Origin of the sequence: Rahnella victoriana, assembly GCF_004330295.1 — a bacterium.
GTDB classification, from domain to species: domain Bacteria; phylum Pseudomonadota; class Gammaproteobacteria; order Enterobacterales; family Enterobacteriaceae; genus Rahnella; species Rahnella victoriana.
The window spans coordinates 1-26,464 of record NZ_SJOJ01000025.1; the positions used below are offsets into that span (position 1 = coordinate 1).

Genomic DNA, 26,464 nt, shown 5'->3' on the forward strand with positions numbered 1-26,464 from the left:
GGGGTGGGGTATTAAGGTCAAAAACCAAATTCAAAGTGTGCTTTAACTCATTGCTTTGTATTTAAAACCCCCTCCCAGCCTCCCCCTTCGCAGGGGGAGGAGCCAAAAACCGCCCCGGTCTGGCCGCCAGACGTTGTTGAGAAAGTGCTCAGTTAGCTCCCACCCCTTCGCAGGGTGAGGAGCAAAGATAAAAACCCTTTCCCCCTTCAGGACAAGTGAGAACAATTTGCAATTAAAAACCCACTTTTTAGCCATTAAGAAATCTAGATATCTAAACGTTCGTTTTGTAGAGTGGACGCCACCTGCTGAGTTAATAATTGATTCGGTTAAGAAAAATACGATGGCGGCGACACAATGATCAGTAACATTAAAATCCTCGATGGCGGCATGGGCCGCGAACTGGCCCGGATGGGCGCTCCTTTTCGTCAGCCGGAGTGGTCTGCGCTGGCGCTGATGCAGGCACCGGAATATGTGCGTGCCGCTCATGATGCGTTTATTGCCGCCGGTTCTCAGGTGATCACCACGAACAGTTACGCCGTCGTGCCGTTCCACGTCGGGGAAGAAGTGTTTGCGGAGCAGGGCGCGGCGCTGATCGCGCTTTCCGGCAAGCTTGCGCGCGTAGCGGCGGACGCGGCACCGGCTAAGGTGCGGGTCGCGGGTTCACTGCCTCCGGTGCTGGGGTCTTATCGCCCGGATCTGTTCGAGCCGGTGGCGGCGAAAAAACTGCTGCGGGTGCTGGTGGAGAATCTGACAGATCACGTCGATGTCTGGCTGGCAGAGACCCAAAGTTCTGTCGCAGAAGTCGACGCCGTACGCGATGTGCTGGGCGATGACCCGCGTCCGCTGTGGCTCTCTTTTACCCTGCAGGACAATCTTGATGAAAGCGGCAACGCGCTGCTGCGCTCCGGTGAGTCTGTGGAACAGGCGGTCAGCGCCGCGCTGCGGATTTCTGCCGGTGCCGTGCTGTTCAATTGCAGCCGTCCGGAAGTGATGGCGACGGCGGTGAAAACCGCCCGTGACGCGCTGACGGCGCAGGGTTCTGCGCTGGATATCGGCGTGTACGCCAACGCCTTCGAGCCTTCCGACAATACGCGCGGTGCCAATGAAGGGCTGAGCAAAATGCGTCAGGACACCGATCCGGCCGGATACCTTGATTTCGCGAAAGACTGGGTGGCGCAGGGCGCGACCATGGTCGGCGGTTGCTGCGGCATCGGGCCGGAACACATTACTGCGCTGAAACAGGCTTTCGCCAAAGAGCATTCATAAAAACAATAAAACGCATATCCATTCAGAAGGTTAATCCTTCGGAGACAGGGGAAAACACATGATTGATCGTCGTTCGTTTATTAAAAGTGCGGGGGCACTTTCCGTGGCTGCGGCTACCCATTCCCTGTGGCTGGGCAATGCCTTTGCCGCAGAGGCAGAAAAACCGAAAAAGGGCGGGCATCTGGTGGTTGGCGTGGATAACGCCTCCAGCACAGACCGGCTGGATCCGGCATTCTGGTTCGAAACCTACATGTATTTCGTCGGTTCGCAGATGTTTAACAATCTGGTGGAAATCGATGAAAACGCCAAACTGGCACCGTCACTTGCCGAGTCGTGGGCTTCCACTGATGGCAGCAAAACCTGGGTGCTGAAAATCCGTCAGGGCGTGCAGTTCCACGATGGCCGCTCGCTGGGCGCGAAAGACGTGGTCTATTCCCTGAATCACCATCGCGGTGAGAAATCCACTTCGCCGGTGAAAGGCTATCTGGATGCTGTCAGTTCGATAGAAGCCACCGGCGATCACGAAGTGACGATTAAACTCACCGCGCCGGACGTCGAATTCGTCTGGCTGCTGAGCGCCGTGCATTTCGCCATTACCGCTGAAAATGAAAACTTTGATAAAGGCATCGGCACCGGCGCGTTCATTCTGGAGAAATTCCAGCCGGGCGTGACCACGCTGACTAAACGCAATCCGAATTACTGGAACAGCGAACGCGGCCATGTGGATTCCGTCGAAACGCTGGCAATGAACGACTCCACCGCCCGCGTGGCGGCGCTGGTCAGCGGGTCGGCGCAACTGATTAACCGCGTGAATCCGCGCATCGTCAGCCGCATCGAACGTATGCCGAACCTGAAACTGGTACGCGCCAAAGACAGCATGATTTACACCTTCCCCGGCCTGTCGAATCTGGCACCGTTCGATAATGTCGATGGCCGTCTGGCGCTGAAATACGCCATTGATCGCCAGAAAATTATCGACACCGTGCTCGGCGGTTACGCCAGCGTGGCGAACGACAACCCGATCTTCCCGTCGAACCGTTACTTCGCAAAAGACATCCCGCAGCGCCCGTACGATCCGGAAAAAGCGCAATTCCACTGGAAGAAATCCGGTTTCAGCGGCCCGCTGACGCTCAATGTGGCGGATGCCGGTTTCCCCGGCGCGGTCGATGCCGGTCAGCTTTATCAGCAATCCGCTGCTAAAGCGGGCATTAACCTGAATGTGGTGCGCGTGCCGGACGATGCGTTCTGGAACGACATCTGGCAGAAGAAAGCGTTTGTGTCGTCGAACTGGGCGAACCGTCCGACCGCCGACGCGCTGCTTTCGCTGGTCTTTACCAGCCAGTCTTCCTGGAATGAATCGGCGTGGCATGTGCCGGAATTTGATGCGATGGTCAAAGCCGCACGCGGCGAAGCGGACGAAGCGCGCCGTAAACAGATTTATCATGATATTCAGGTGATGCTGGTCGATCAGGGCAGCGAAATCATTCCGCTGTACGCCGATGCGCTGGACGGGTGTTCCGCCAAAATCAAAGGGTTCACGTCTGTGCCGGGCATGCCGCTGAGCGGTAACCGTGCGGCGGAGAAAGTCTGGATCGAAGGCTGAACCGGGTAAAAATATGTCTGACTTATCTGCACAACAGAAAGCGACTCAACGGCCTGCGGGCCGTTTTTCGCACTTTCGTTCTTCGCTGCTGAGCATGATTCTGGTTCGCCTGTTTTATGGCGTGCTGGTGGTGCTGGCGGTTTCCATGCTGATTTTTGCCGGTGTGCAACTGTTGCCGGGCAACGCGGCGACGGCGATCCTCGGGCAGAGCGCCACGCCGGAAGCCATCCGCGAGCTGAATCTGCAACTCGGGCTGGATCAGCCGGCGGTCAGTCGCTATCTGAGCTGGCTGACCGGCGTGCTGCACGGCGATTTCGGCACCAGTTTTTCCACCCGCGAAGCCATCAGCGGTCCGCTGTTTACCCGTCTGGGGAATACGCTGTTTCTGGCCGGATGCACCGCCGCGATTGCCGTGCCGCTGGCGCTGCTGATCGGGTTTATCTCGGTACGTTATCAGGGCAGTGTCATTGATACGCTGCTCAGCGCCATCACCCGCGCCACCGTCGCGCTGCCGGAATTCTTCTCCGGTTATCTGCTGATCCTGATTTTTGCCATTACGCTGGCATGGGCGCCGAGCAACAGCAGTATCACGGCGGAGATGCCGCTGGCCGCCCGACTCTCTGCGATTTCCCTGCCGTGCGCCACGCTGGTGCTGGCGATCCTCGGCCATATGAGCAACATGACCCGCGCCGCGCTGATTGCCGCGCAAAGTTCTGCGTATGTCGATACCGCGCTGCTGAAAGGGCTGTCGCCGTCGCGCATTTTATGGCGTCACGTATTGCCCAACGCCGTGGGGCCGATCATTAACGTCGTGGCGATCAATCTGGCTTACCTGATGGTCGGCGTGGTGATCGTCGAGAACGTGTTTGTCTATCCGGGGCTGGGACAATATATGGTCGACAGCATCAGCAAACGCGACATTCCGGTGATGCAGGATTGCGCGCTGCTGCTGGCCGGGATTTATATCCTGCTGAATTTGCTGGCGGATGTGATGGCGCTGGTCGCCAATCCGCGTTTACGCCACAACCGCTGAATTTTAGGAATTGCTGCAATGCGTGCACTCCCTGCATTAAAACCGGTTTCGGTACTCGGTCTGCTGGTACTGAGTCTGTTTATACTTATCGCCATTTTTGCGCCGTGGCTGGCACCTCACGCGCCGGATCAGACCCTCGGCATGTCATGGGATTTACCGGGGCCGGATGCGCTGCTCGGTACGGATAATCTCGGCCGCGATCTGCTTTCCCGCCTGATCTGGGGCACCCGCGTCTCTCTCGGTGTGACGGCGCTGGCGGCGCTGGTGGCCTTTGCCGTCGGCTGTACGCTCGGTTTTATTGCCGGGCTGCGCGGCGGCTGGCTGGATCAGGTGATTTCCCGCTGTAACGATATCGTGATGGCCATTCCGACGCTGATCCTGGCGCTGATCGTCCTGGCGGTTTTGCCGAAAACCCTTCTGGTGCTGACGCTGGTGCTCGGCCTGCTGGAATCCGTCCGGGTGCTGCGCGTGGCGCGGTCGCTGGCAGTGGATATCGGCGTGATGGAATTTGTCGATGTGGCGCGTCTGCGCGGTGAAAGCCTTGGCTGGATCCTCTGGCATGTGATTTTGCCGAATGCGTTGCAGACGCTGATTGCCGAATTCGGCCTGCGTTTTATCTTTATTCTGCTGTTCCTCTCGGCGCTGTCATTCCTCGGGCTGGGCATTCAGCCGCCGACCGCCGACTGGGGCGGGCTGGCGCGGGATAACAAAGATGGCATTCTGTTCGGCGTCTGGGCGGCACTGCTGCCGGGTGGCGCGATTGCGGTGCTGGCGCTGGCGGTCAATGCCGTGGCGGACTGGCTGATGAGCGGTGAACGTCGCGTGTGGGGGAAGAAAGCATGACCGGACACTTACTGAAGGTCGAAAACCTGCGCGTGGTGTCGCAGGGGAAAAATCCCCGTGTGCTGGTGGATGATGTGTCGTTCACCGTGAAACGTGGCGAAGTGCTCGGGCTGATCGGCGAATCCGGCGCAGGGAAATCCACCATCGGGCTGGCGATCCCCGGCCATTGCCGTCAGGGGATGCGTATCCACTCCGGCAGTATCCGCTTCAACGGCCAGGAACTGACCGCGCTGTCTGAGCGTCAGTTGCGACAGGTTCGCGGCAGGCATATCGCCTATGTCGCGCAGTCTGCCGGGGCGGCCTTTAACCCGGCAATCACGCTGGGCGAGCAGGTGATCGAAGCTGCGCTTAAGCACCGTATCCTTCCGCGTCAGCAGGCGCAGGCGAGGGCCATTGAATTGTTCGCCCAACTCGGTTTGCCGGATCCTCAGCAATTTTATCAGCGTTATCCGCATCAGGTTTCCGGCGGCCAGTTACAGCGCGCGATGATTGCGATGGCGTTGTGCGCGGGACCGGAGTTACTGATTTTCGATGAGCCGACCACGGCGCTGGATGTCACTACGCAGCTTGGCGTGCTGAAAGCCATCAGTGACGTGATCCGTCTTTCCGGCGTGGCGGCGATTTACATCAGTCATGATCTGGCGGTGGTCGCGCAGATCAGCGATCACATTATGGTGTTGCAGCACGGCAAAACCGTTGAGCAGGCGGAAACCGCGCAACTGCTGACGCGGCCTGAGAAGGATTACACCCGCCGCCTGTTGCACGCGCAGGGCGGGAGCAAAACCCCGCAAACCGGCGATGCGCCGGTGGCACTGGAAATCCGCCATATCAGTGCGCGCTATCATGCGCAGCCGGTGTTGCAGGATATCTCGCTGAGCCTGCCACGCGGGCGCACTCTGGCGGTGATCGGAGAATCCGGCTCGGGAAAATCGACCCTCGGCAAAGTGATTTGCGGACTGCTGGCCCCGGAGGCCGGAGACATCCGTCTGGATCAGCAGGTATTGCCCGCCAGCTTGCGCCAGCGCAGCCGCGTGCAGTTACGCGATGTGCAGCTGATCCATCAAATTCCCGATACGGCGCTGGATCCGAAGGCACGCATTTTTAACCAGATTTCCCGCGTGCTGGAATGTTTTACTTCCCTGAACCGCAGCCAGCGTGAGGCGCGGGTGCGTGGCCTGCTGGCACAGGTCGGGCTGAATGCGGACATTGCGGAACGTTTTCCTGCTGCGCTTTCCGGCGGCCAGAAACAGCGCGTATGTATCGCACGGGCGCTGGCGGCGGAACCGAAAATCATCGTCTGCGACGAACCGACTTCGGCGCTCGACCCGCTGGTCGCCCGCGATGTGCTGGCGCTGTTACGCCAGATCCAGCATGACACCGGGATTGCTTACCTGTTTATCACGCACGATTTGCAGGTGGTGCGCGAAGTGGCGGATGACGTCGCGGTGCTCAGACTGGGCGTGATTGCACGGCAGGGACCGGCAGCCACCGCGCTGGCAGAGCCTCTGGACGATTACACCCGCGAGTTGCTGCGTTCGGTGCCCGAAATGCGGGCTGGCTGGCTTGAGGACATGTTTTCCTGATCACACTCCCCCTGCGAAGGGGGAGCAAAATAGTCATCCTTCTTTACACTTTCCAAATATTCTCTTCACTAAAGATTCCCTTATTTATACCGATAACCCTTTTGAAATAAATTAATCATTAGAAAGTGGTTCCGCTATGTAATCAATATTTTGAATTATTTTTCATTGTATTTGTTTTATTGGCCAGGAAATAAGGGAAATAAAATGTTTAAACTGATCAACAATATGCGCGTCGGCGCCCGTCTGGGTGCAGCGTTCAGCCTCGTCATCTTGCTGCTGATCATCGTCAGCGTGACAGCCGTAACCAAAATAAGCAGCATTAACAGCAGCATTGAACAAATCGTCAACGATCGTTATGTGAAAGTCCGGCTGGCATTTGATGTCCGTGACGGCGTGAATGACCAGATTAAATATTTACGCGGCATTGTTATTGATACTAAAAATCCGGAGCAAAATAAGAAGCGTTATTTGCAACTGGATGACACGGTTAAACAAACCAATCTGGCGATGGATAAAATCGCCGCCATCCAGACCACTGTGACCGGCAAGCAAAAAATCAAAGCCTTGCAGGATGCGAGCGATACGTTTGAAGCGGCGAAAGAACAACTGGTCGCCTTAACCCGCGCCGGGGATATGGAAGGCGCAACGGAATATGTGCTGCGCAAACTGACCACCTCGCAAAATGCGTATCTGGATCTGGCGACCGCGTTTGCCAACTCTCAGGATCAGCAGTTGCAGGCCGAAGGCAAAAAAGCGGTGTCAGACGGGTCTGTCGCCATTCAGCTGACGCTGATTTTCTCCGCGCTGGCGATTTTAGTCGCTGCCGCGCTGGGCTTCTTCCTGACCCGTTCCATCACCCGTCCTCTGCATACTGCCGTGAAAGTGGCTGAAAATGTGGCGGCAGGGGATCTGACCACGCAGATCCAGGTGACGTCACATGACGAAACCGGTCAGCTGATGCAGGGTCTGAAAAACATGAACGAAAACCTGCTGAAAATCGTCACCGAAGTGCGTGCAGGCACCAACGCCATCACCAGCGCTTCCAGCGAAATCGCCGCCGGGAACCTGGATTTGTCTTCCCGTACTGAGCAGCAGGCCAGCTCGCTGGAAGAAACAGCGTCGGCGATGGAGCAGATGACCGCTACCGTGAAACAGAATGCCGATAACGCGCGTCAGGCCAATCAGCTGGCGGCGCAGGCTTCCCGTGTTGCAGTGCAGGGCGGTGAAGTGGTGGGCGAAGTGGTGAACACCATGGAAGGCATCAATACGTCTTCACGTAAAATTGTCGATATCATTGCGGTGATCGACGGCATCGCTTTCCAGACCAATATTCTGGCGCTGAACGCCGCCGTTGAGGCCGCGCGTGCCGGTGAGCAGGGACGTGGCTTTGCCGTGGTGGCATCGGAAGTCCGCAATCTGGCGCAACGTTCCGCCAGCGCCGCGAAAGAGATCAAAGTGCTGATCGACGATTCTGTGGCGAAAGTGGATAACGGTACGCAACTGGTCGCCAAAGCCGGGGAAACCATGGCAGAAGTGGTCTCCAGCGTGAAAAACGTCACCGATATCGTCGGTGAGATTGCCATTGCCAGCAATGAGCAAAGCACCGGCATTGAAGAGATCAACAAAGCCATCAACCAGATGGATGAAGTCACGCAGCAGAACGCCGCGTTAGTTCAGGAAGCGTCATCGGCCGCGTACTCACTCAATGAGCAGGCGGAGCGTTTATCGCAGGCGATCAGCATCTTTAAAGTCAGCGCCGGTTCGGCGACGGCGGCAGTGCGTAAAGCCGCTCAGGCCAAAACACCGGCCTTGCTGTCAAACCGTCAGGCTTTACCGGCGGGGAATGCGGATCAGGGCAACTGGGAAACGTTCTAAAATCCGGCTGAGTTTCTGAAAATAGTTCTGTATCCGTTCTAAAACCCGACAATTTTTGTCGGGTTTTTTACTTTCTGCTGCCGCTTTTGTCATAATCCCTTCGCCAATAAAAAGGAGAAGGCTTTGATGATGAAAAATACCCTGCGTAAAACGGTGCTGATGGCGGCGGCTGTGGTGCCCCTGCTTGCTTTCAGCGCGGCATCATGGGCGCAAACCGCCAGCAACATGACGTCCGTCCAGCAACAACTGGCGGCGCTGGAAAAAGACAGCGGCGGCCGTCTTGGGGTGATGCTGATCAACACGGCGGATAATTCGCAGATTGCTTACCGCGCCGATGAACGTTTTGCCATGTGCAGCACCAGTAAATTCATGGCGGCGTCCGCGATTCTCAAACAGAGCGAAACGCAAACGGAACTGCTGACCCGGCGTATCAGCCTGAAAAAATCCGATCTGGTGAATTACAACCCGATCACCGAAAAGCATCTGGACACCGGCATGACGATCGGTGAACTGGCGGCTGCCGCGTTGCAGTACAGCGACAACACCGCTATGAACAAGCTGATTGAACAGCTTGGCGGCCCGCAAAAAGTGACGGCGTATGCCCGCACACTTGGCGATAGCACCTTCCGTCTCGACCGCACGGAACCGACGCTGAACACCGCCATTCCGGGCGATGATCGCGACACCACGTCACCGCGCGCCATGGCGCTGAGTCTGCAACACGCCACGCTGGGCACGGCGCTGGCCGAACCACAACGTGCGCAACTGGTGGAGTGGATGAAGGGCAATACCACCGGCGCGATGAGCATCCGCGCCGGGCTGCCTGCGACCTGGGTGGTCGGCGATAAAACCGGCAGCGGCGATTACGGCACCACCAATGATATCGCAGTGATCTGGCCGGATAACAAGGCACCCCTGATTCTGATCACCTATTTCACCCAGCCGGAGAAAGACGCAAAATCCCGCCGCGATGTGCTGGCTTCCGCCGCAAAAATTGTCATGCAGGGATATTGATTTGCGGTGATAAAAAAAGGGTCCGCAAGGACCCTTTCTTGTTTCCGGTTAACGCCCGACCCGCGCCTGTAAGGCGGCAGGATAGCGGTCGCCCTGCACCTTGACGGTTTCCAGCGCGGTGGCGATGTTACGCAGTTCGCTGTCGGTCAGCGTTACGTCTGCCGCACCGAGATTTTCTTCCAGACGGTGCAGTTTGGTGGTGCCGGGGATCGGCACAATCCACGGTTTTTGTGCCAGCAACCAGGCCAGCGCGATTTGCGCAGGCGTCACTTTTTTGTCCTGAGCGATCTGATGCAGCATCGCGACCAGCGCCTGATTGGCCGCCAGCGCTTCCGGCGAGAAGCGGGGCACAAGGCTGCGGAAATCGTCGTTGCCGAAGGTCGAACCCGCGGCGATGGAACCGGTCAGGAAGCCTTTGCCGAGCGGGCTGAACGGCACAAAACCAATCCCCAGCTCTTCCAGCGTCGGCATGATGTCCTGCTCCGGCTCACGCCACCACATGGAATATTCACTTTGTAACGCGGTCACTGGCTGAACCGCATGCGCCCGGCGGATGGTGTGTGCGCCAGCTTCGGACAACCCGAAGTGCTTCACCTTGCCTTCGCTGATCAGATCTTTCACCGTACCGGCGACATCTTCAATCGGCACTTCCGGATCGACGCGGTGCTGATACAGCAAATCAATCACATCGGTTTTCAGGCGTTTCAGCGAGCCTTCAACGGCCTGGCGGATATGTTCCGGGCGGCTGTTGAGGATTTGCTGCTTATTATCATCACCAAAAGTGAAGCCGAATTTGGTGGCGATCACCACTCTATCGCGCAGGGGAGCCAGCGCTTCGCCGACCACTTCTTCGTTGAGATACGGACCGTAAACTTCAGCGGTATCAAAGAATGTCACGCCGCGTTCCACGGCGCTGCGGATCAGTTCGACCGCCTGTCTGGTTTCCGTGGCAGGGCCGTAACCGTGGCTCAGCCCCATACAGCCTAAACCCAGCGCAGAGACTTCAAGGCCCGATTTTCCCAGCGTACGTTTTTGCATGTGATTCTCCTCTGAAGCGTGGTTGCCGAAAAATCCTGTCATCACATAATCACAAGATGATGGGATTTCAGGATGTGCTTCACGGCAGGTATCAAGATGGCGTTAATAGTAGCCGCTGTTCTTTCATCAGATTAGAGGCTGTTATCCGCAAGACTTTATGAATTGAATTCATAAATCGCGAAGAGGGGATGGCAGGCAGGGGAGGCCGGTGGTTAAAAAGTCCTGCTTTTTAAACCACTTTTGAGAAAATAAATGCCCTGTCCGGGCTGTTATACGCTACTTTTCCTGTGGCGAGTTGTTTATGGAAATAAAGGAAGAAATATGACCAGAGCGTTTTCAGGATCGGCGCAGGCGCTGATGATGTCACTCCTGACGGGGCAGGCACTGCACTGGCAACGCGCGTGGACGCCACTGCCGTTTGCGTCTTGCGTCTGGCGGAGCGCCAGCCCGGTGCTGTTTCATAAAATACTCGAGCCGGTCTGGTGGTGTTGCCGTTGCCCGGAGCCTGCGGTGACGGTGCGAAAAAATACCGTCTACTGGCTGGCGCATCTGGTGCAGGAGCCGGGTCCGGCGGCGGATAAGTTGTGGGTGGATGCGGTGAGAACCCGTTATCAGATGCAAACCAGCCAGTCCCTTCCGCCGGAATCCGACCCGTTTCTGGTGCAGGTCTTTCAGGATTACGTGGCGCTGTATGATTTGTACCGCAGGGGCCGGATCGCGGAATCTGATATTTAAGTGAAATATCTCTGAAAGACGGGATATATAGATCATCGTCAGCAAGCATCTATTACCGGATAATAACCCGACGGGATATCCGTGTAATAGTTTTACACATCTTTATCCGGCTACTATTCAGCCATTTACTGCCCGTTTTGATTATTACGCCCTTCACTGAATACCACGGGGACTATAATAGAGAAGTGCGTTTTTCTTCCCCGCTGGCACGGCACAGTCACCGGCCAGTCTTGCTCCCTCAGCGCACGTGTTTACCCGTTGTTTTACGGGGTACATGGGCTTTTTAGTGCTTTATTAATGACCGCGTAACAGGCTTATGTCAGCACGATCGTTCATTAAATCAGCAACATATTGATTCGTATAAAAAAGAATAAACAATTCTATACAAAATAAATTATTGAGGTGGGGGCAAAAAAGCCATATATTGGCCGCGTTTTTCCCATGGCAGTCATTTTTTTAATCAAATTTATTCAATTGTGGCGTTCTAATAACCCACGGTTGTAGGAGAGATATGATGACGGATAAAGTCCGTATTGACAGTTTAGGTGCGAATTCATTAAACGGAAACAATGAAACCTATTTGGCGAGACAAGCTGAATTTGAATCGAATGTTAGGAGTTATCCACGTAAATTGCCTCTGGCAATTGCGAAGGCCAATGGCGTTTGGATCACTGATGTTGAAGATAATCAATATCTTGATTGCCTGGCTGGCGCGGGTACGCTTGCTCTTGGACATAATCATCCTGACGTGCTGCAAAGCATCCAAAATGTCATTACCAGCGGCTTGCCGTTACATACACTGGATCTGACAACTCCCCTGAAAGACCAGTTCTCTGAATATCTGCTCTCTTTATTGCCACAACAGGGCAAAGAGTATTGCCTGCAGTTCACCGGCCCGTCCGGTGCGGATGCTGTTGAAGCCGCAATGAAACTGGCGAAAAAAGTGACCGGCCGTACCGGTATCATCAGCTTCTCCGGCGGTTATCACGGTATGACGCACGCCACGCTGGCGGTGACCGGTAATCTGTCTCCGAAAGAAGCGGTTAACGGCATGATGCCGGAAGTGCAGTTCATGCCTTATCCGCATCAGTACCGCTGCCCGTTGGGCATTGGCGGTGACGCGGGCGTGAAAGCTTTAACCTATTATTTCGAAAACCTGATCAACGACGTGGAAAGCGGCGTTCGTAAACCTGCGGCTGTCATTCTGGAAGCGGTGCAGGGCGAAGGCGGCGTGAACCCGGCTCCGGCTGAGTGGTTGCAGCGCATCCGTAAAGTGACTCAGGAACACGGCATTCTGCTGATCCTTGATGAAGTGCAGGCAGGTTTCTGCCGTACCGGTAAGCAGTTCGCGTTCGAACACGCGGGTATTGAGCCGGACATCATCGTGATGTCAAAAGCCGTCGGCGGCGGTCTGCCACTGGCGGTTCTGGGTATCAAAAAACAGTTCGATGCCTGGGCACCGGGTCACCACACCGGTACATTCCGCGGCAACCAGCTGGCGATGGCGACCGGCCTGACCACCCTGAAAATCCTGAAAGACGGCAAGATCGCGGAGAAAGTGGCAGCGCAGGGCGAATGGCTGAAAGCCAGACTGGCTGACATGCAGAAACGCTATCCGGTTATCGGTCACGTGCGCGGTCTGGGTCTGATGATCGGTATCGAGATCGTCAAACCGAACGAAGCGCAGGATCACATGGGTTGCTACCCGGCTGACGGCGAACTGTCTGCGTTGTTGCAGAAAAAATGTTTCGAAGCGGGCCTGATCCTTGAACGCGGCGGCCGTAATGGTTGCGTGCTGCGCCTGTTGCCATCCCTGCTGATCACTAACGATGAGCTGGGTATTTTCCTCGACAAGTTTGAGCAGGCGCTGTTAGCGGCTGGCATCAAACCTGCCTGAGCGGAGTAAGAGACACCGATGTCCGAGTTAAACCCGATTCTGGCAGGCTCAGCGCACAGCACTGAAGCCTACCAGCAGGCCATTGCACAGAGCAGCGAAGCTGTTGTGCAGTGGCTGCAACAACCTGAGATGTATCAGGGCAAAACCGTTGCTGAACTGCGTGAACGTATTACCCTGGATTTCAATCCAAACGGTCTGGGTAACCAGGCCGCGATTGAACGCGCGATTGAGTATTTCCTGAAAGACAGCCTGTCTGTGCATCACCCGCAATGCGTGGCGCACCTGCACTGTCCGAGTCTGGTGGTCAGCCAGGCGGCGGAAGTGCTGATTAACGCCACCAACCAGAGCATGGACTCCTGGGACCAAAGCCCGTCAGCGACCATCATCGAGATGAAACTGATCGAATGGCTGCGTACTCAGGTCGGCTATCAGGCTGGCGACGCGGGCGTGTTCACCAGCGGCGGCACCCAGAGCAATCTGATGGGCCTGATGCTGGCGCGTGATGCCTTCTTCGCCCGTCAGGGGCATTCCATCCAGCAGGATGGTCTGGTCGGTAATCTGCGTAAGATTAAAGTGTTATGTTCTGAAAATGCGCACTTCTCCGTGCAGAAGAACATGGCGCTGCTCGGTCTCGGTTACCAGTGCGTAACGCTGGTGAAAACCGATGAGTTCGCCCGTATGGATCTCAACGATTTGCGCGAGAAAGTGGCGCAGGCGCAGGCCAACGGTGATCAGATTCTGGCTATCGTCGCGACTGCCGGTACCACCGATGCCGGTGCTATCGACCCGCTGCGTGCCATTGCTGAACTGGCGGCAGAGCATCAGATTTGGGTTCACGTGGATGCGGCGTGGGGCGGTGCGTTATTGCTGTCCGAAAAATACCGCCATTATCTGGACGGCATCGAGTTAGTGGATTCCATCACTCTGGACTTCCACAAACAGTTCTTCCAGACCATCAGCTGCGGCGCGTTCCTGCTCAAAGAAGAGCGTCACTATGAGCTGATGCGCTATCAGGCCGCTTACCTGAACTCTGAGTTCGACGAAGCCGCAGGCGTGCCGAATCTGGTGTCCAAATCGCTGCAAACCACCCGCCGTTTCGATGCACTGAAACTGTGGATGGGGCTGGAAGCGTTAGGTCAGAAACAGTACGCGGCGATCATCGATCACGGTGTGACGCTGGCACAGGACGTCGCGCAATATGTGACCGCTGAAGCCTCGCTGGAACTGGTGATGAAGCCACAACTGGCCAGCGTGCTGTTCCGCTATCGTCCTGCGCAACTGGCAGGCAGCAGCGATGCGGCTATCGCACTGCTGAACCAGAAAATCGGCGACGCATTGCTGGAATCTGGCCGTGCCAACGTCGGCGTGACCGAACATAACGGTGTCACCTGCCTGAAACTGACCCTGCTGAACCCGACGGTGACGCTGGAAGACGTGAAAGTGCTGCTGGCGCTGGTTGAGAAAACCGCGCAGCAACTGCTGAACCAGTAAGGTTGAGTTCTGCGCTCAGGCGCAGCGAAAAGCCGGTGATACGAAAGTGTCACCGGCTTTTTTATTGCTTGATTGGACATATTTTTTGTCGCGGATTGGCGTTTATCCTGCCCAGGGACTGAGAGACTTATTCGTGCCACAAACGGACTTTAAGCACCTTAGCCGCCCTGAGGGCGGCTCTCAATCTCAACTCATTTCTCAGAGTGAAAGGTCCAGTCATTTGCTGTTGCGAGCGACACAAACGGGCCAGCCAGAGTGACGTTGTGGTGGCTGATGATTTCATTTGCGGACAGGTAATTGTTATCCATTGTCGTGTGCGCATCTGAAATCAGCACGGTGCGGAATCCCAGTTCCGGTGCTGCCCGGCAGGTAGTGTCCACACAGAATTCTGTCTTCATCCCGGTGATAACCAGTTCCTTAACCCCTCGCTGGCTGAGCTGATGCTGCAGGTTCGTATCCCGGAAACAGTTGGGGTACTTTTTGATAAACACGACATCGTGCTCAGCGTTCACATTCATTTCGGGTATCAGTTGTGTTAACGGACTTTGCTCAGAGAAGTGAGAATCATCAGGTCCGGTGTGGCGGGCAAAAAATACGGGCACCTTAGCCTGCCTCGCTTTTTCAATCATCAGGCAGATGTTAGACAGAACCGAGTCTGCAAAATACGGTGAGGCAGGGCCACGGAAAAGTCCCTGCTGCATATCGATAACTAAAAGCGCATTTCCAGATGAAATCATGATGTATCTCCATTCAGTAAGTCATGAACGGAGAAATTTTCTTCCCCGTCCGGTTTGGCGGGGAGTGAGAGTCTGTTTTGTCAGGAGCCAGTCACAGATACGCCCACGCCGCCGAAAGTTCCGGTGGTGGTAACGGTTGTCGCTGGATGAACTGACTTAATCATTTTCTGAGTGTCTCTTATGGGTTGGGTATCAGGAACAGGAAACACAACGAATCTAAAAAAACTGCTCTTTTGTTTTAGCACTGAGGTTTATCGGATTCAACAAATATGTTTCCTGAATGTTGCCGGGCTTTGTTGGCACCCACTGACCCGCAAAGGAAAGCGATTTAAGTTGTCAGGGCTGCAACATCAGCCCTGTGACAGAAACGGAAGTTCCCGTAATGGTGACAATTTGGTAATCACGTCTTGTTTTCTACGATAAATATTCATTTAATTGCCAGACCATAATCGCTTTTTTCCTCTTAATGATTTCAGACAAGGCACATACATGATTCAGTTAAGAAAAGCTCAATACAGTGACGCCGGGGCAATTGCACATCTCCACGCAGCCGGATGGCGTGATACTTATGGAAATGTGATGTCTTCAGATTTTCTCGAAAATCATGCGCAAAATGAGCGCTTTTCCCACTGGCAGTCTCTGTTGAATCAGAGCAACCGAGATGTGGCTGTCTTTGTCGCAGAAATTGAAGAGAACATTGAAGGGTTTATATGTGTAATGCTAAAGAAGGATGCGCAATGGGGGGCGTACATTGACAGCCTGCATGTCAGTTCTGCACTGCGAGGCCAGGGTGCAGGAAAAAAATTGCTCCATCAGGCAGCAGAGTGGGTATGCAGCGAAGATGCTAAGTCACCGCTTTACCTGTGGGTTTTTGAAGATAACGTCAGGGCAACCAGTTTTTACCAAAGGCTGGGCGGAGTTATTACCGAGCATACCGTATCCGATATGCCTTCATCCGATAATGCCCCTGTATTCAGAATCAGCTGGGAAAATGCCGTTCAGCTTGTCATGAGCACCCGCTGACCCTTTCTTTAAGCCAATCTGCGCTTTTATAGAAAATCAGCATGCTGATAATAGCAGAGTCAAGATTTATGCAGATTTACTTGCGAGCAGTTCAGTCATAAAGACCAGCAGAATTGCCATTGCCAAACATGCTCCGACCACAGCGGTGGCGCTCCAGCCGCCGTGATAAAAAGTAAATGAACCCAGCGCCGAACCCACTGCACCACAAATGAAAATGACGGTCATATAAGCCGCATTTAGCCTTCCCCGCGCCCCGGTATCCAGACTCTGGATGGCTCGCTGGCCAAAGACCTGATTCGCCTGTGTTGCGGCATCGAGAATTATTGCGGCGAAGACCAAAATCATCAATGAATCTTCCGCGTGCCCCCAGCCTCTCATCAGTAGCGCAATACCCGCGCAACCTATCACTATACCGGTGCCGATTTTTGCCCCCCCACGGTCTGCAACTTTACCTGCCACGGGAGCTGAAAGTGCGCCTGCCGCTCCCGCCAGCGCAAAGGCAGCAATCCCCGCTTGGGCGAGACCAAAACGCAGATGTAGCATGGGCGGAGCGGCAGTCCAAAACATATTAAATATGCCGAACATCGTACCCTGATAGGCCGCCCGGCGTTGCAGAGTTCTGGAAGTTATCAGTAAGTTAAGCCTTACTGAAGAGGGAAGAATTTTCGCGATAGGTGCACGCCGACTGCTGGCCGAGGCCGATGAACTTGAAAGCCGCATCAAATCAGGAACACAAAAAATATCTGGCCCGATCAAGATCACCGCGCCCGTCGATTTAGGGCAAACCCGTGTTGTGCCCATTCTCGATCGGTTCCTTGCCCGTCATCCCGATGTCACCCTTGATCTCAACCTGACCGACAGTTTTGTTGATCTGGTGAGTCAGGGAGTCGATTTCGCCATACGTTATGGAACATTTTCTAACACCACACTCAAAGCCAGGCCGATTGGGGAAAATCGTCGTTTGATTTGCGGGTCTCCCGATTATTTGAACCGTAAAGGCATTCCATTACACCCCGATGATCTCTTAAATCACGAATGCATCATGATGCGCTTTACGCAGGGAATCGAGCGTACTTGGTCATTTCAAAACCATGGAGCACCCTATGCCGTCTCAGTTAACGGACAGCGGACAACCAACAATGGCCAGTTAATCAAACAGTGGGCATTGCAGGGACATGGGCTGTGTAAAAAGTCCATCTGGGATGTTGAGGATGATCTTGCTTGTGGCAGGCTCGTCGAAGTTTTGGCTGCCTACGCCCCTTCACCCACTGCATTGCATATCGTTTACTCGCCAGCCCCCGTTCAACCTCGTCGGGTAACAAAGCTGATCGATGTTATCGCGAATGAATTAGCGATATACAATGCAAATGGCTGATAAAAAGGTGTGCCAATTTCGCTCATAGCGGACCTGACATGCGCGTCCTCTTAGTGCCATAAGCGGACGTTACTGACACTCTTATATAAAATAATCAGCCTGAAATCATAGCTTCAATTTCCGCTTTGCATTTCATCAGAGATACGATGAGAAACTCCTTTTTTTCCTCAAACCGCAGGGACGGCACGGCAACGGAGACAGCATACAACTCGCTCAGAGAAGACTGTATATGAACGCTGAGGCCGCATACACCCTGCGCATGTTCTTGATAATCTACCGCATGTCCCGCCTTTCGAACTTTGGCGACTTCATTAAGAATATCTTCCACGCTGCTTAATGATTTTTGCGTCCTGATTTCAGGCGTATGGTTATAAAACGATACTATCTGCTCGTCTTCCAGACGGGCAAGCAGCGCTTTTCCCGGAGCAGTACAGTGGCCAGGGAAAGCTGTTCCAACCGGTGAAATGACACGCAACTCCTGATCGGAAGCATACTGGCTGATGAGCAGCGCATGGGCACCACGCATAACGCTGAGATCGACGGTTTCCCGCGTCCGGCGTCCCAGCATTTCCATAGGCGTACGCGCCAGAGCAACCACATCCGTATGCGCTGAAGCCGCAAGTCTTGTCAGCGCAGGACCCAGCCGGATAAAACCTGCCGTACTCAGTAAAAGTTCTTCAGCCTCCAGTGAACTGACCAGCCGGTGTACCGTCGTACGCGGCATTCCGGTATAACGCGACAAAGCGGCGATCGTCAGCCCGCGAGGATGTTCTTCAAGCGTCCGCAGCAGCAGAGCTGCCCGAACGATAACACTTGTACCTGAATCAGCAGATTTGGCCGGCATGGAGACTCCTTACTTTCAACTTACATTTTGCGCATTGACATCATCGGATAGAAGCCAGAATACTATATCCGAATGTCGGACGCTATCGTCCGAATATCGGTCATTATGGAGCGATTTATGTTACAGATAAATAAAATTGGGGGGGTTACGCTTCTGGCCGTGGCCTGCCTGACAATTATGGTGGGATGCGTAATCGTGCCGGGACTGACCAGTATTTCTGATGCGCTGAACGTGAAAGGTGCAGAGAGCTGGCTTGTTACCCTACCGTCTCTGGGAGTGGTGCTGCTTGGACCACTTGCCGGTAAATTCATGGAACGGGCGGGGCTTTACAGGGCACTGTGCCTCGGGCTTTTCCTGTACGGCTTGTTAGGTTCAGCCGGTGCATTTCTTTCCGGTTACATTACAGTCTTTGCCGATCGCTTCCTGCTGGGAGGGGCGACGGCGCTGATCATGACTGCAGGAACGGGTCTGATTTCAGTATTTTATAATGGGCCAGAACGTATGAAGATGATTGCGCGGCAGGGTATGTCGATTGAGCTGGGCGGCGTCATATTCCTGTTTATCGGTGGGTTACTTGCCGCTGCAGGGTGGCGCTGGCCGTTCGCGCTCTATTTATTTGCCTGGCTGATGCTGCTGATGGTACTGATGTTTGTTCCGCGACCTGACAACAGAGCGGAGTCTGAACAGATTAAAACGGATGTCAGCCACGGTGCCACTTCACCAGCCGTTCTGATGACCTGGGCAGCCGCGCTGATGTCCATGATTGTCTTCTTTACCGCCATTGTTGTCTTACCCCTGCACCTGCACAAAATGGGAAACACCGAGTCTCAGACGGGATATTTTCTCTCATTTGTTTCTCTGGTTGCCGTCTGTGGGGCCTGGCTGATGCCCAAGCTGGTAAGCCGTTACAGTGATTTTTCAACCTTATCCATTGCTTTCGGCTTTTACGCGCTTGCTCATCTGATCTTTGCTTTTGCGACTTCCATGCCTTTCCTTATCCCCGGGGGAATCGCACTGGGACTGGGATTCGGTTTTTCCGTTCCCCTGGTAAATCACCTTATTGTCGAACTCAGCAGTAACGCTGTGCGCGGAAGAAATCTGGCACGGCTATCAATGGCTATCTTTCTTGGGCAGTTTTTGTCCGCGTTCATGGCTTATCTTCCGGGTACCACTTCAACCGTATTTTTATCCGCTGCGGTAATCGGTGCGTTATTTTCAGTGTTTATAAAATTTCGCGCGCCGGCCAGAGTCGCACCCTATACATAACTCACCGTCCGGCTTCATGTGCCGTCAATGTGGTTACTGATCCAGTCGGTCAGCCTTTCAATATGTGCCGCAGCCTCCCGTCCCGGAGCGGTGAGCGCATATTCAGTATGAGGCGGTAAAACGGGATAAACCTTTCTGTGGACCAGAGACGCGCTTTCGAGTTCCTGCAGCGTTTTTATCAACATCCTGTCGGTAATTCCGCCCATTTTACGTTTCAGCTCCCCAAAACGATGAGTACCATCCATGAGAGTTATCAGCGTCAGGGTTCCCCACCGGCTTGTCAGGTGACTGAGCAGCCTTCTGGAAGGACACGTCGCATCAAATGTTTCTCCGTTGCGTAACCGGGTCGCCAGCACATTTTTTTTTACATCAGCAGATTCAGAGAATACAGACATTTTTGTAGGTACTTATCCTGGACGTTAAAGAAGGCTAAAGTCATAGTTTACTCTATCGGATACGGGGAAAACCTTCACGATGAAAGCTGTACTCCTTGGCAATGAAGCGGGCGTAGATAATATCGCCTTTACAGACGTTACCGATCCGGGCCAGCCAGGCAAAGGTGAAATACGCGTCCGCATTCATAATGTCTCGCTTAACTTTCACGATTACAACGTCGCTGCGGGTATCCTGCCCGCGCAGGCGGGTCGTATCCTGATGTCTGACGGCGCTGGAACCATCGAAAGCGTCGGAGAAGGCGTCACAGATTTTCAACCCGGGGATGCGGTGGTATCAACATTTTTTCCGGATTGGGACAAAGGAGAGTGCCCACTCGCCGGTTTCAGCCGAACGCCCGGAGACGGCATTGATGGCTATGCCACGGAATACGTTGTCCGTCCCGCCCGTTTCTTCACGCATTCCCCCGCAGGATGGACGCATGCCGAGGCGTCAACGCTCCCTACCGCAGCACTGACGGCCTGGCGGGCTTTGATTACCGAAGGCAATCTGCGCCCGGGGGAAGATGTTCTTATTCTGGGCACCGGGGGCGTATCCGTTTTTGCCCTGCAGCTGGCAAAAATGACCGGAGCCCGGGTCTGGGGCACGTCTTCCTCTGAAGAAAAAATGGCCTGGCTGCGTGATCAGGGTGTTGCCGGTGTAGTTAATTACCGTAAAGAGCCGCATTGGGGTAAAAAAGTCTTCGAGCTCACCGGTGGACGGGGGGTTGATCATGTCATTGAAATTGGCGGCCCCGGCACGCTGGCTCAGTCAATTGCCGCAGCGCGCATAGGCGGCCAGATTACGCTTATTGGCGTATTTACCGGCATTGCCGGAGAAGTCCCTACGGCGGCAATAATGGGCAAGCAGCTAACCGTCCGGGGCATCACCGTTGGAAGTCGTGAACATCAAAAAGAGATGATCCGCGCTTTTGAAGCCTCTGATGTACGTCCCGTTATTGATAAAGTTTTGCCGCTCGGGGAGCTGCAGGACGCATTCCGGCATCAGCTTGCCGGTAAGCACACGGGTAAAATTGTCATAGAGATTTAACAAGTCAGGCCAGCGGAAGCTGGCTTTTTTTTTGCACAAAATGCGGTCTCGTCGTGTTCCGGCACCAAGCAGATTGACTTGTAGACAATGCGCTTTAAAATTAAATCATCAACTGATGATTTATGGGGAGTGTGATGAATAAAATGAAACCAGCTGGCCTGGAAGTTTCACGACGCTCGCTACTGGCGGGTGCAGTGGGAATGGCCGTGACACATATGATGTTGCCGCGACTGGCATTTGCTCAGAGCGGCAGTACAAACGGGAATCGTATCGTGCAAAATACAAAAATTTATGGCGACAGCGCTTATCCTGTCTGGTATCGGCGTCCGCTGCCTCTTAATGCTCCCCGCGCTCGCTATCCCGGTTTTGCTCCGGGCACGACTCTGCTCAAAAAAGGGACCGTCCGGCGTGAAGGGGCAAAACCACTGCCCTGCGACATCATCTTTGAGCAGGACGTGGCTCTTAAAATGCGTGATGGAACAACCATTTATACGGATGTTTTTCGGCCGGTAGCGGAAGGAAAATACCCGGCTCTGGTAGCATGGAGTCCCTATGGAAAAGAGATAGGCGGTCAGTGGCTGGATGATATACACGAGCGCTCCGGCGTGCCGCTGGAGTGGGTCTCAGAACTTCAGAAGTTTGAAGGCCCCGATCCGGCCTTCTGGGTCAATGAAGGTTACGTTATTCTGAATCCAGATCCACGTGGGGCTTATAAATCTGAAGGTGATATCTCTTACTGGGGGCGGCAGCTGGCTGAAGACGGTTATGATTTTATTGAATGGGCCGCGCAGCAGTCATGGTCAAGTGGAAAAGTGGGTATGGCGGGGAACTCCTGGCTTGCCGTCTCGCAGTGGTTTATTGCAGCCGAGCAGCCTCCCCATCTCACGGCTATCGCGCCGTGGGAAGGGTTTGTCGATCATTTCAGAGAAACGGGTAATCGCGGAGGAATACCTGCGCCGGCATTTCCTGAAGTCATACTGAAATCTTTCGCCGGCGAGAACCTTGTCGAAGATCAGCCCCGGATGATTATGGAAAAACAGCTGATGGATGGCTACTGGGAAGACAAAAAGGCAAAGCTTGAGCGTATCAGCATCCCGGCGTACGTTGTCGCAAGCTATACCAATCACGCTCATACCCACGGATCGTTTGCCGGTTACCGTCAGATAGCTTCAGAAGAAAAATGGCTGCGGGTTAATAACACAAACGAATGGCTGGATTTTTATACGCCCGCCTATTCGCAGGAACTTCTGGCGTTTTTTGACCATTATCTCAAGGGCCAAAAAAACGGCTGGGAAAACACCCCCCGCGTGCGTATCTGCGTTCTGGATGATGGCGGTACAGATATTGTTGACCGGACTGAAGACAGTTGGCCACTGCCCCATACTCAGCTGAAAAAAATGTTTATTACTTCCGGCGCGCAGCTCAGCCCTCTGGGTCAGAACATACCGGCGTCTCTTTCCTATGACGTTTCAGGTGAAGGAAAAACGGAGCTTCACTTTACCTTCACGCAGGATACAGAGCTCACAGGCTACATGAAACTGAAGCTCTGGGTGGAAGCCCAGGGGGCTGATGATATGGAGCTTGAGATTGGCGTTGAGAAACGAAGTAAAGACGGAAAACCGTTTGAACGCCTGCTGGGAGAAGGCGTGAAAGGACCGGTGGTCGCATCAGGTCTACTGAGGGTTTCCCAGCGTGCGCTTGATCCCACGTTGTCAACTGAAACAGAGCCGTTCCACACGCACATCCGTGAAGAGAAGCTGCACGCTGGGGAGATTGTACCTGTGGAAATAGGTATCTGGCCGATGAGCATGCTTTATCATGCAGGTGAAAAACTGGTGCTGACCATTGCCGCTCACCGCCCAATACCCACAAGTATTGACATGGGGTTTGGCTCTGCCGTCATTGAACTGCCAGCTTCCGGAGGAACCTTTATGCCAGGTGAGAAAATTAAACGTATTTCCCTCGGCGGTCCGGCGTCAACGCTTCTGCCATTTGTCAGTGAACAGCAGGTAGCTACCCCGGTGAGCCGGAATGCAGGCCGGCATATCATTCATTTTGGTGGAAAATATGACAGTTATCTTCAGATCCCGGTTGTGAGTAAAATGGGCATGGTATTTTGATCAGTAAAAAGCACCGGTCCGGTCCGGTGCTTATCAAAAATGGAATCACATGAGCTCACAAGACAACAGACCTTCAGTACGGGGGCGCCGCCCCGGCGGGGCAGTTTCAGGGCGGGAAGCGCTTCTTCCCGTCGCTACACGTTTTTTTTCCCGAAACGGTTATGACGGCACATCTTTACGAAAAATCGCAGCTGAAGCCGGTGTGGATATGGCTCTGGTGGCGCGCCTTTTCGGTTCAAAATCCGATCTCTGGAATGCGGTTCTTGAACATCTGCTGGATAAGCAACGGCATCATCTTGAAGAAATCAGTGCAATTGAACACTCGTTCAGTATCAATCCTGCCGAAGGGTTTCGCCGGTTTATCCGCCACCTGACCGCTATCAGCGTGGAAATTCCAGAGTTTCCCTCGCTGCTGCTGAACGAGGCGGCGAGGGGCGACGAACGGCTTGAATACCTTCTCCTGCATCTGGTTACGCCGTTTCGTGACAGCTGCCTGCCTGTCATCAGACTGGCGATGGAGAAAGGCATCATCAGAAGTCATCAACCCTCACTGACTTTTGCTTTGATGATTTCAGCAATTTCGTTGCCTTTGATCACTCCCGGTCTGATCGATCCGGATGCCCCTCAATCCACCTCTCTTTCCTCTGATATTGCTGATGAAGCTATACGTCTGTTCGTCGTCTCTGAACATTCCTGAACCAATGACCTGTTGCATAAGTGCAGCGGTTGCGCGCTATCGGCAGTTTATAGCCCATCCAGGGCTGCTGGAATCAAGCCTCTGGTGACGGTCTGCTCCTCGCTCAATACTGCCCTATCTGGTGCCAGGGCAGTTTTGTGCCAAAAGGGTACATTTTCAAATCACGCTTTATTCATAAATGGGTACCCGTTCTTTAACCCCCAAAGACTGTATTTTTCATTTTTATACCTGTTTTTAAGAAAACTGTTGACCATGAAGAACGATCGTTCTACCTTCATCTCATGAACAAGAAGCCAACAGATACCCGCGAAAAAATCCTGACTACCGCTGAGCAATTGATTTATCGGAATGGAATTCATGCCACAGGCATGGACCTTCTGGTCAAGACCTCAGGCGTAGCAAGGAAAAGTATTTATCGCTATTTCGCGAACAAGGATGACGTGGCAGCCGCCGCGTTGAATGAACGTGATGAACGCTGGATGCACTGGTTCAGAACTGAATCTGATAAAGGTGATACTCCTCAGAAGCGCATTTTGAATATGTTCAGTGTGCTCAGGGGCTGGTTTGATTCAGAAGGCTTTCGTGGTTGTGCTTTTATAAATACAGCCGGAGAAGTTGGTGATCATAACGACCCCATTCGTCAGATAGCAAAGCTGCATAAACAAAAATTGCTGGATTACACGCTCGATCTCACGGAGCAATTAAACATTGAGCAACCTGTCGTTCTGGCCAAACAGTTGCTGATTCTGATAGAGGGCGCAATCACCATAGCCTATGTGATGGGCGATAGCAGCTCCGCCGACAGTGCAAGGGAAGTTGCGGAACGTTTGCTGGAACAGGTCTCTCCTTAAGTCCTGAGTAACACAACTGTTTCTATTTATATATCCAATTCTACGGGAGGCTTTACCATGTCCGATACACACACTCGCCAGCCACTTCCACCTTTCACTTACGAATCGGCGACTGAGAAAGTTCGGCTCGCTGAAGATGGCTGGAACAGCCGCGATGCCGAAAAAGTATCGCTGGCGTACTCAATGGAGACCAAATGGCGTAACCGAACAGAGTTTGCCAATAATCGTGAAGAAGCCAAAGAATTCCTCACACGTAAGTGGAACAAAGAACTTGAGTATCGTCTCATTAAAGAGTTGTGGACGTTCGGTAGCAACCGCATTGCTGTTCGCTACGCTTATGAATGGCGTGACGACTCAGGTAATTGGTTTCGTTCTTACGGGAATGAAAACTGGGAGTTTGAAGCAGATGGCCTGATGCACCGTCGCTTCGCCTGTATCAATGACATGCCTATCAAAGAAGGTGACCGCAAGTTTCACTGGCCCCTGGGGCGTCGCCCGGATGACCATCCGGGTCTGTCGGAGCTGGGTCTGTAAATTTGACGATTATCTCGCCAGAAGCCCAGGGCTACTGTCTTAGCTTGGGTTTTTTGACTCAAAAGCTATCCCGATTACCCCGGAAAATTCAATAAGTTAAACCCTGAGTAAAAACTATAATCAACGTTTTCATTACGTATTTCAGTGGACGTTCCCTATTCAGACCTGCACGAGACGCTTCAGCAACTCATGCAGGATGGACAAATAGGGTTACCGCATCACGTACAACTCCTGCTGCAATCTCAGCATTCTTTATTTTAAACTCACCGCTATTTATGCCTTGCTGAATAATCTGCTGAGCGGTTCAATCAGTGTGTTGCATCCATCGGTTGAACTCACAGCCAAAAGCAAAAGTTGAAAAATGAAGAGGAAAATAACCTTTTTCCGCTATGCCCTTATTTCTGAAGTCTGGCTGCTGCTTTTAAAGTTGCCTGCCGCCTTTTTTCAATAAATGGCGCAGCCTGTTCCTGTGCTTTTTTTAGCTGTTCTTCAGAGGCCGTGCGGGGTGAGCCACAGGTAAAGGGAGGTGCGGGGTCGTATTCCATATGCAGCTGAATATTCTGAGCGATATCACATCCGTAGATTTCTGACACGACGTTGAGAGCAAAATCGATACCTGAAGTCACACCTGCGCCAGTTATACGGTTTCGGTCACGAACTACACGCTCACTTACTGGCTCGGCACCTAACAAAGCGAGCTGATCCAGAGATGCCCAGTGCGTAGTGGCTTTGTATCCCTTCAGAAGCCCTGCTGCGCCCAACACAAGCGACCCGGTGCATACCGAAGTCACCAGCTTTGCATGTTGACTTTGAGTCCGGATAAACGAAAGGACTTCTTCGTCCTCCATCAGGTCAATCTGCCCTGGACCACCCGGGATACAAATGACATCCAGTTCGGGACATGCGTTGAATGTGGTTGTTGGCTGTATAGCCATACCACGATCAGAAACCACGAGGTCCAGGTTTTTCCAGATGAGATGAACCTTTGTGTTTGGCGCTCTTACGAAAACTTCATAAGGGCCGGTAAGATCAAGCTGAGTAAGAGCCGGAAACAGGAGCAGCCCGATTGATGTGCATGCAGAATCACTCATAAAATTCCTTTAACCTTAAAAGGATATAATGTCTCTCCGTGCAACAAAGGCAACCCTTTGTTGCAC

At 53.6% G+C, this 26,464-nt stretch carries 25 protein-coding genes; 18 read left to right on the top strand and 7 right to left on the bottom strand.

The annotated features are described in order from the left end of the window. The first annotated feature begins 354 nt into the window (after positions 1 to 354). From EYY67_RS18870 to blaRAHN, 7 genes are all read left to right on the top strand, one after another. The gene (locus EYY67_RS18870) at positions 355 to 1,266 is read left to right on the top strand and encodes a homocysteine S-methyltransferase family protein (RefSeq protein ID WP_131694124.1); all 912 of its coding nucleotides are present in this window, start codon (positions 355 to 357) and stop codon (positions 1,264 to 1,266) included. A gap of 61 nt (positions 1,267 to 1,327) precedes the next feature. Continuing rightward, the gene (locus EYY67_RS18875; RefSeq protein ID WP_205948439.1) at positions 1,328 to 2,869 is read left to right on the top strand and encodes an ABC transporter substrate-binding protein; all 1,542 of its coding nucleotides are present in this window, start codon (positions 1,328 to 1,330) and stop codon (positions 2,867 to 2,869) included. Between the two features lie 94 nt (positions 2,870 to 2,963). After that, positions 2,964 to 3,902: an ABC transporter permease gene (locus EYY67_RS18880; RefSeq protein WP_131694168.1), complete on the top strand. Its 939-nt coding sequence runs from the start codon at positions 2,964 to 2,966 to the stop codon at positions 3,900 to 3,902. Positions 3,903 to 3,920: 18 nt separating this feature from the next. Further along, positions 3,921 to 4,745 (top strand): ABC transporter permease, encoded by an 825-nt coding sequence (locus tag EYY67_RS18885; protein ID WP_131694125.1) that lies wholly within the window; start codon positions 3,921 to 3,923, stop codon positions 4,743 to 4,745. Then, positions 4,742 to 6,328, top strand: coding sequence for an ABC transporter ATP-binding protein (locus EYY67_RS18890; protein WP_131694126.1), 1,587 nt, complete (start codon positions 4,742 to 4,744; stop codon positions 6,326 to 6,328). The genes EYY67_RS18885 and EYY67_RS18890 overlap by 4 nt, the downstream gene beginning before the upstream one ends. A gap of 204 nt (positions 6,329 to 6,532) precedes the next feature. Then, on the top strand, positions 6,533 to 8,203 hold the full coding sequence (locus EYY67_RS18895) for a methyl-accepting chemotaxis protein (protein WP_095925537.1): 1,671 nt from the start codon (positions 6,533 to 6,535) through the stop codon (positions 8,201 to 8,203). Between the two features lie 126 nt (positions 8,204 to 8,329). Continuing rightward, positions 8,330 to 9,217, top strand: coding sequence for an RAHN family extended-spectrum class A beta-lactamase (gene blaRAHN / locus EYY67_RS18900; protein ID WP_131694127.1), 888 nt, complete (start codon positions 8,330 to 8,332; stop codon positions 9,215 to 9,217). A gap of 48 nt (positions 9,218 to 9,265) precedes the next feature. On the opposite strand, the gene EYY67_RS18905 is transcribed toward blaRAHN, so the two are convergent. Continuing rightward, the gene (locus EYY67_RS18905) at positions 9,266 to 10,255 is read right to left on the bottom strand and encodes an aldo/keto reductase (protein WP_131694128.1); all 990 of its coding nucleotides are present in this window, start codon (positions 10,253 to 10,255) and stop codon (positions 9,266 to 9,268) included. Positions 10,256 to 10,576: 321 nt separating this feature from the next. On the opposite strand from EYY67_RS18905, the gene EYY67_RS18910 reads away from it, so the two are divergent. The 3 genes from EYY67_RS18910 to EYY67_RS18920 all read left to right on the top strand — a co-directional run bounded on the left by EYY67_RS18910 (position 10,577) and on the right by EYY67_RS18920 (position 14,378). After that, the gene (locus EYY67_RS18910) at positions 10,577 to 10,990 is read left to right on the top strand and encodes a hypothetical protein (RefSeq protein ID WP_242675614.1); all 414 of its coding nucleotides are present in this window, start codon (positions 10,577 to 10,579) and stop codon (positions 10,988 to 10,990) included. A gap of 514 nt (positions 10,991 to 11,504) precedes the next feature. Beyond that, positions 11,505 to 12,887 (top strand): diaminobutyrate--2-oxoglutarate transaminase, encoded by a 1,383-nt coding sequence (locus EYY67_RS18915; RefSeq protein WP_207391101.1) that lies wholly within the window; start codon positions 11,505 to 11,507, stop codon positions 12,885 to 12,887. Positions 12,888 to 12,905: 18 nt separating this feature from the next. Beyond that, a complete protein-coding gene (locus EYY67_RS18920) occupies positions 12,906 to 14,378 on the top strand; it encodes a pyridoxal phosphate-dependent decarboxylase family protein (protein WP_131694129.1) in 1,473 nt (490 codons plus the stop codon). A gap of 191 nt (positions 14,379 to 14,569) precedes the next feature. On the opposite strand, the gene EYY67_RS18925 is transcribed toward EYY67_RS18920, so the two are convergent. Next, positions 14,570 to 15,115, bottom strand: coding sequence for a cysteine hydrolase family protein (locus EYY67_RS18925; RefSeq protein WP_119824616.1), 546 nt, complete (start codon positions 15,113 to 15,115; stop codon positions 14,570 to 14,572). 489 nt (positions 15,116 to 15,604) lie between these two features. Here EYY67_RS18925 and EYY67_RS18930 point away from each other — a divergent pair, with 489 nt between their 5' ends. After that, positions 15,605 to 16,138, top strand: a complete 534-nt coding sequence (locus tag EYY67_RS18930) for a GNAT family N-acetyltransferase (RefSeq protein ID WP_131694130.1) — start codon at positions 15,605 to 15,607, stop codon at positions 16,136 to 16,138. Between the two features lie 66 nt (positions 16,139 to 16,204). Here EYY67_RS18930 and EYY67_RS24750 read toward each other — a convergent pair whose 3' ends face one another. Then, the gene (locus EYY67_RS24750; protein ID WP_242675615.1) at positions 16,205 to 16,939 is read right to left on the bottom strand and encodes an MFS transporter; all 735 of its coding nucleotides are present in this window, start codon (positions 16,937 to 16,939) and stop codon (positions 16,205 to 16,207) included. Between EYY67_RS24750 and EYY67_RS18940 the strand changes: the two genes are divergently transcribed. After that, positions 16,932 to 17,513 carry a substrate binding domain-containing protein gene (locus EYY67_RS18940; protein ID WP_242675616.1) on the top strand — a complete coding sequence of 194 codons (582 nt, stop codon included), beginning with the start codon at positions 16,932 to 16,934 and terminating at the stop codon, positions 17,511 to 17,513. The two genes, EYY67_RS24750 and EYY67_RS18940, sit on opposite strands and share 8 nt — an antisense overlap. 94 nt (positions 17,514 to 17,607) lie before the next feature. On the opposite strand, the gene EYY67_RS18945 is transcribed toward EYY67_RS18940, so the two are convergent. Next, positions 17,608 to 18,357, bottom strand: coding sequence for an IclR family transcriptional regulator (locus EYY67_RS18945; protein WP_131694132.1), 750 nt, complete (start codon positions 18,355 to 18,357; stop codon positions 17,608 to 17,610). 117 nt (positions 18,358 to 18,474) lie between these two features. On the opposite strand from EYY67_RS18945, the gene EYY67_RS18950 reads away from it, so the two are divergent. Continuing rightward, a complete protein-coding gene (locus tag EYY67_RS18950; RefSeq protein WP_095925559.1) occupies positions 18,475 to 19,623 on the top strand; it encodes an MFS transporter in 1,149 nt (382 codons plus the stop codon). Between the two features lie 14 nt (positions 19,624 to 19,637). On the opposite strand, the gene EYY67_RS18955 is transcribed toward EYY67_RS18950, so the two are convergent. Beyond that, a complete protein-coding gene (locus tag EYY67_RS18955) occupies positions 19,638 to 20,018 on the bottom strand; it encodes a winged helix-turn-helix transcriptional regulator (RefSeq protein ID WP_095925560.1) in 381 nt (126 codons plus the stop codon). A 79-nt stretch (positions 20,019 to 20,097) separates the two neighbouring features. Here EYY67_RS18955 and EYY67_RS18960 point away from each other — a divergent pair, with 79 nt between their 5' ends. The 5 genes from EYY67_RS18960 to EYY67_RS18980 all read left to right on the top strand — a co-directional run bounded on the left by EYY67_RS18960 (position 20,098) and on the right by EYY67_RS18980 (position 25,307). Further along, entirely contained in the window at positions 20,098 to 21,105 is a 1,008-nt protein-coding gene (locus tag EYY67_RS18960) for a zinc-dependent alcohol dehydrogenase family protein (RefSeq protein ID WP_095925561.1), read from the top strand. Between the two features lie 134 nt (positions 21,106 to 21,239). Beyond that, a complete protein-coding gene (locus EYY67_RS18965; RefSeq protein ID WP_207391099.1) occupies positions 21,240 to 23,225 on the top strand; it encodes a CocE/NonD family hydrolase in 1,986 nt (661 codons plus the stop codon). Between the two features lie 49 nt (positions 23,226 to 23,274). Further along, on the top strand, positions 23,275 to 23,922 hold the full coding sequence (locus tag EYY67_RS24865) for a TetR/AcrR family transcriptional regulator (protein WP_095925562.1): 648 nt from the start codon (positions 23,275 to 23,277) through the stop codon (positions 23,920 to 23,922). A gap of 281 nt (positions 23,923 to 24,203) precedes the next feature. Then, the gene (locus EYY67_RS18975) at positions 24,204 to 24,773 is read left to right on the top strand and encodes a TetR/AcrR family transcriptional regulator (RefSeq protein ID WP_131694133.1); all 570 of its coding nucleotides are present in this window, start codon (positions 24,204 to 24,206) and stop codon (positions 24,771 to 24,773) included. A gap of 57 nt (positions 24,774 to 24,830) precedes the next feature. Beyond that, the gene (locus tag EYY67_RS18980) at positions 24,831 to 25,307 is read left to right on the top strand and encodes a nuclear transport factor 2 family protein (protein ID WP_095925564.1); all 477 of its coding nucleotides are present in this window, start codon (positions 24,831 to 24,833) and stop codon (positions 25,305 to 25,307) included. Between the two features lie 187 nt (positions 25,308 to 25,494). On the opposite strand, the gene EYY67_RS24935 is transcribed toward EYY67_RS18980, so the two are convergent. Together EYY67_RS24935 and EYY67_RS18985 are read right to left on the bottom strand one after the other, a co-directional pair. After that, positions 25,495 to 25,599, bottom strand: coding sequence for a hypothetical protein (locus EYY67_RS24935; protein ID WP_165497983.1), 105 nt, complete (start codon positions 25,597 to 25,599; stop codon positions 25,495 to 25,497). 103 nt (positions 25,600 to 25,702) lie between these two features. Beyond that, positions 25,703 to 26,398, bottom strand: coding sequence for a DJ-1/PfpI family protein (locus EYY67_RS18985; RefSeq protein WP_131694134.1), 696 nt, complete (start codon positions 26,396 to 26,398; stop codon positions 25,703 to 25,705). Between the last annotated feature and the right edge of the window lie 66 nt (positions 26,399 to 26,464).